The organism is Ruminococcus difficilis (genome assembly GCF_016680995.1).
The window spans coordinates 1-5,355 of record NZ_JAEQMG010000009.1; the positions used below are offsets into that span (position 1 = coordinate 1).

General features: G+C 51.4%; 6 protein-coding genes and 1 tRNA gene. All 7 read left to right on the forward strand.

Annotated elements, in window-relative coordinates; genetic code table 11:
• A partial coding sequence (locus JKK62_RS00185) for a ferrous iron transporter B (RefSeq protein WP_201426510.1) occupies positions 1-1,311 on the forward strand: 1,311 nt, incomplete at its 5' end.
• A gap of 7 nt (positions 1,312-1,318) precedes the next feature.
• Positions 1,319-1,480 carry a FeoB-associated Cys-rich membrane protein gene (locus JKK62_RS00190; protein WP_186833312.1) on the forward strand — a complete coding sequence of 54 codons (162 nt, stop codon included), beginning with the start codon at positions 1,319-1,321 and terminating at the stop codon, positions 1,478-1,480.
• Positions 1,481-1,593: 113 nt separating this feature from the next.
• Positions 1,594-3,069, forward strand: coding sequence for a glycosyl hydrolase 53 family protein (locus JKK62_RS00195; protein ID WP_186833311.1), 1,476 nt, complete (start codon positions 1,594-1,596; stop codon positions 3,067-3,069).
• A 13-nt stretch (positions 3,070-3,082) separates the two neighbouring features.
• On the forward strand, positions 3,083-3,673 hold the full coding sequence (locus JKK62_RS00200; protein WP_186833310.1) for an HdeD family acid-resistance protein: 591 nt from the start codon (positions 3,083-3,085) through the stop codon (positions 3,671-3,673).
• Positions 3,674-3,699: 26 nt separating this feature from the next.
• The gene (locus tag JKK62_RS00205) at positions 3,700-4,092 is read left to right on the forward strand and encodes a DUF1893 domain-containing protein (protein ID WP_186833309.1); all 393 of its coding nucleotides are present in this window, start codon (positions 3,700-3,702) and stop codon (positions 4,090-4,092) included.
• 48 nt (positions 4,093-4,140) lie between these two features.
• Positions 4,141-5,094, forward strand: a complete 954-nt coding sequence (locus JKK62_RS00210; RefSeq protein WP_186833308.1) for an L-lactate dehydrogenase — start codon at positions 4,141-4,143, stop codon at positions 5,092-5,094.
• A gap of 146 nt (positions 5,095-5,240) precedes the next feature.
• Positions 5,241-5,316: transfer RNA gene (locus tag JKK62_RS00215), tRNA-Val, on the forward strand.
• Positions 5,317-5,355: the final 39 nt, after the last annotated feature.

The following is a 5,355-nucleotide window of genomic DNA, read 5'->3' on the forward strand; positions in this document are numbered from 1 at the left end:
CTGCGCGTTGATTTCTTTGCTGACGAACCGAGCCTTGAAAAATTCGCCGCGCACTATGAAACCTACGGTTCAGCGGTTGTTGCACTGGGCTATGACCTCGACACCTTGGTTGACCCGATTCTTGATGAAGCGCCCGATCCGTCCGAGTACGGCGTGTGGGTCAAGAGCGTTCCGACGCTCGCTCAGGAAGGGCTTGACGCGATCAACTGCGCCGACTGGCTCAAGGGTCTGATTATCAACGGTATTATCGGCGGCGTAGGCTCGGTACTGGGCTTCCTGCCGCAGATGCTCGTGCTCTTCTTCTTTCTTGCTTTCCTCGAAAGCTGCGGCTACATGTCGCGTATCGCCTTCGTTATGGACAGGATTTTCCGCAAGTTCGGACTCTCGGGCAAGTCGTTTATCCCGATGCTTATCGGCACCGGCTGCGGAGTTCCGGGCATCATGGCTTCGCGCACGATCGAAAACGAGCGCGACCGCCGCATGACTATAATGACAACCACCTTCATTCCCTGCGGCGCAAAGCTGCCTGTTATCTCGATGATCACAACGGCGCTTTTCGGCGGCGCGTGGTGGGTAGCGCCGAGCGCGTATTTTATGGGCATGGCGGCTATAATAGTTTCGGGCATAATGCTCAAAAAGACAAAAATCTTCTCGGGTGATCCCGCTCCGTTTGTCATGGAGCTTCCCGCATACCACCTCCCGACATTAAGCAACATTCTGCGTTCAATGTGGGACAGAGGCTGGTCGTTTGTCAAGAAGGCAGGCACTGTTATCCTGCTCGCGTCTGTCATTATCTGGGCAGGCTCACACTTCGGCTGGACGAACGGCGTGTTCGGCTTCAGCACAGATATGGCGCTCGCGGACAGTATTCTCGGCAAAATCGGCGATGCAATCAAGTGGATATTCATTCCGCTCGGCTTCGGCAACAGCACAGCGAGCGTAGCGACTATAATGGGACTTATCGCGAAGGAAGAGATCGTCGGCGTATTCGGAGTACTCGACTTCATCAGCATGACAAAACTCTCGGCGTACTCCTTCCTGACCTTCAATCTTCTCTGCGCACCGTGTATTGCTGCTATGAGCGCAATCAGAAGAGAGATGAACTCAGCCGCGTGGACGGCATTTGCTCTCGCGTATCAGTGCCTGTTCGCTTACGCTGTGTCGCTGATGATCTATCAGCTCGGCTCGGCATTCTTCGGGAATATGAATCTTATCGGTCTTATCGCGGCGGTTATCGTGATGGCTCTCATCATTTACCTGCTCGTCAGACCTTACAAGGAACCGAAAAAGCTAAATGTAAAGCTCAAGTGAGGTATATATGGAATGGTTAGCTGCTAATTGGGGCACCATCGTTGTCGGCACGGCAGTCGCGGCGGTTTTAGCCCTGATAATTATAAACAGAGTAAAGAAGAAAAAACAGGGTCAGTCAACCTGCGGCTGCGGCTGCGCAAACTGCCCGATGAAAAATCAGTGCCATTAATTTTTCAGCCATATCGGTTTTCGGTATGGCTGTAATTATTTACCGAAAAATATTGACGTTGCTTCCGTATTTGTGTTATCATTGTTATATAAAGTGATTCGGAGGGGCGAATTATGGTCAAAAAGGCTTTTTCTGCCGTGCTGACGGTTCTTGCGCTTATCTGTTCCGCATTTTTGCCGTCGTTCGCGGCACAGAGCGGTAAAATTGACTTCAATAATCCCGATTTTATCCGCGGAATGGACATATCCTCCGTGCTTTCTCTTGAGCAGTCGGGCGTTAAGTTTTACGATGAAAGAGACAGCGAAAGCGACCTGTTCAAAATCCTCGCTTATCACGGGGTAAATTATATCCGCGTCCGCGTCTGGAACGACCCCTTTGACGGAAACGGCGCGGGCTACGGCGGCGGTAACTGCGACGTTCAGTCCGCGGCTGAAATCGGCAGACGTGCTGCAAAATACGGAATGAAGCTGCTTGTTGACTTCCATTATTCCGATTTCTGGGCTGACCCGAAAAAGCAGCAGGCGCCCAAGAAATGGCAGAATTATTCTTTATCGGAAAAATGCACCGCGCTTTATGATTTCACTCTGGATTCGCTGAACAAAATAAAAGCGGCAGGCGCGGATATCGGCATGGTGCAGATCGGCAACGAAACCACCACGGGCATAGCAGGAGAGTACAGTTTTGAATCCATGTCAAAGCTATTTGATTCGGGAAGCAGGGCGGTCAGGGATTTTGACAAAAACGTCCTTGTCGCGCTTCACTTTACAAATCCCGAGCGCGACGGTCATGTTAAGTACCTTGCCGATTCGCTCAACAGATACGGCGTTGACTACGACGTTTTCGCAACCTCATACTATCCGTTCTGGCACGGCAGCCTGAGCAACCTGACGACGGTTTTATCCTACGTCGCTGACACCTACGGCAAATACACCCTCGTCGCAGAGACCTCATATCCCTTCACACTCGACGATACCGACGGCTTTCGGAATACCGTCAACAGCGGCGCGAATTCCTCGGGCGAAAACCTGCTCTGGAGCTTCACGCCACAAGGTCAGGCGGACGAGGTGAGAGCGGTGATGAACGCCGTAAACGACGTCGGAGAAAAGGGACTCGGCGTCTTTTACTGGGAAGGCGCATGGATTACCGTCGGAGATACAACGGGACTGAGCGGCAGCGCTTATTCAGCCCGATATAAAGCAAACAGCAAGCTTTGGGAAAAATACGGCTCAGGCTGGGCTTCGAGCTTCTCGGCGGCATACGACCCCGACGACGCAGGCAAGTACTATGGCGGCTCAGCGGTTGACAATCAGGCGTTTTTCGACGCTCATGGCAGGGTACTGTCCTCGCTCGATGTTTTCGCGTCTGTCACGGGAAAAATATACGGTGACGCTGATAACGACGGCGATATCACTGTGACCGATGTCACCGGGGTTCAGCGTATCACAGCGGCTCTCGTGACTCCCGATGCTCTGACAAACCGCGTTTCCGACGTGAACGGCGATGGCGTTGTCGATATTGTGGACGCTACGGAGATACAGAAGTACATTGCGGGCTATAAGTCCGATTATCCGATAAATAATCCAATCTAAGGAGGCAAATAATATGAACACCATCAAAAACAATATCCCGATTATCCTGATGCTGCTTTTTGAAATCGCAGTTGGCGTATTTCTGCTTATCAACCCCGAGACCTTCACAACCATTGTGGTGATTTGCTTCGGAATCTTCCTCACGGTAGTCGGTCTGATTTATCTTATCCGCTATTTCAGTGCGCGCAAGAAGCAGGAGGAGAGTACCTTTACTCTTATCTGGTCGATAATCCTGCTTGCGATAGGAATATTCACAATTTCAGCTCACGGTCTGATCATGTCCTTCTTTGCCTTTATCGCGATACTCTACGGTGTGATACTGCTGATTTCGGGCTTTATAAAGATCATGGGATATTTCAACTCAAGAAAAGCCAACCAGCCTGTTTCCGCTTTCAGCATCATCAGCGCGATAATTTCTGTAATCCTCGGCGGCGTTATTCTTGTTAACCCATTTGAAACCACTCACTTTCTATTTATGTTCGCGGGAATCGCGATTCTCGTGTCGGCACTGTTTGACATCATCACTCTGATTTTTGTCGCTCGCGCAGGCAGACAGGTGATCGACGACGGCTATGTTGAAGCGACGGTTTATGACGAGGACTAATAGACAACAGTAAGAGGTGAAGCAAAATGATAACCGAAATGACCTATGCGCGTCAGATGCTCAGCATCGGCGGCTATAAACTCGTCGTCTGCGCGAAGGACAGCGTCCATGTTTCCGAGGATAGCGGACTTGATTCGCTGCTTTCACTTGTCGGAGAGGACACATGGATTGGTGCTGCCGCAGCCGACAAGGTTGTCGGAAAAGCCGCGGCGATGCTCTTTGTACTCTTAAGGGTGAAGTCTTTGTACGCGGAGGTTATCACGGAAACCGCTAAGGCAGTGCTCGAGGCGCAGGGTATCGAATGCGTGTACGGAACGCTTGTTGAGCGTCTTATCGATGCCGACGGCAAGGTGTGTCCGTCAGAGCTGGCGGTTGAGAATGTCGTCGATCCTTCCGACGCACCCGCAGCGCTTAAATAAACAATAATTTTTTGGAAATATTATCTTTGTAACAGGGAGTGATTATCTATGGTAGAAATGAACAGCAGAAAGGCGGCAATCATCGGCTGCGGATTTGTAGGCTCGGCATCGGCTTTTTCACTTATGGAGAGCCATCTTTTTTCCGAGATCGTGCTGATCGACGCTGACAAGGACAGGGCAGAGGGTGAAGCTCTCGATATAAGCCACGGACTGCCTTTCTCAAAACCCATGCAGATTTACGCGGGCACTTATCAGGACATCAGCGACGCCGCCGTCGTAATTGTCACCGCGGGCGCGGGTCAGAAGCCGGGTGAAACAAGACTCGATTTGGTCAAGAAGAACGTCGCGATCTTCAAGTCGATTATTCCGGAAGTAGCCAAGTACAACCGCTCGGGCATTCTTCTGATAGTCGCGAACCCCGTTGATATCCTGACCTACGTCGCAAAGCAGCTCAGCGGATATCCCTCGAACCGCGTGTTTGGCTCGGGAACCGTTCTCGATACCGCGAGATTGAAGTATATGCTCGGCGAGCACCTCGGGGTTGACAGCAGAAGTATCCACGCCTTCATAATCGGCGAGCACGGCGACAGCGAGATCGCCGCGTGGAGCAGCGCGAATGTATCGGGCGTTCCGCTCTTCAAGTTCTGCAACATGCGCGGACATTTCCACGAGGAAGAAACTTCGCGCAGAATCGCCGAGGAGGTCAAGAACAGCGCCTACGAGATCATAAAGCGCAAGAAGGCGACCTACTACGGCATCGCGATGTCGGTAAAGCGCATCTGCGAGGCGATTGTAAGGGACGAGAAATCGATCCTGCCTGTATCGAGCATACAGAATTCGGAGAAAATCAACGGCGTCGCGCTCAGTATGCCCGCGATTGTCGGCAAGCATGGCGTTGAGGGTCAGGTTCCGATTGAACTCAGCGATGAGGAGCGCGCAGCTCTGCAGCGTTCTGCCGACACTCTTAAGGCGGTACTCAACGACGTTCTTGAAGAGGAATAGGAAGAAAGTAAAGGTCGGGTCTTGTGTTGGCCCGACCTTAACGATGCGGAAATAATTACATATTTTTTTGAAAAACATATTGACAAATCAGCGGTTCTGTGCTAAACTATTTACTGTTGCCGAGAGAAGCAGCGGCAAAGGCAGTTGGGAGTTTAGCTCAGCTGGGAGAGCATCTGCCTTACAAGCAGAGGGTCACAGGTTCGAGCCCTGTAACTCCCACCAATAATGGCCCGGTAGTTCAGTTGGTTAGAACGCTAGCCT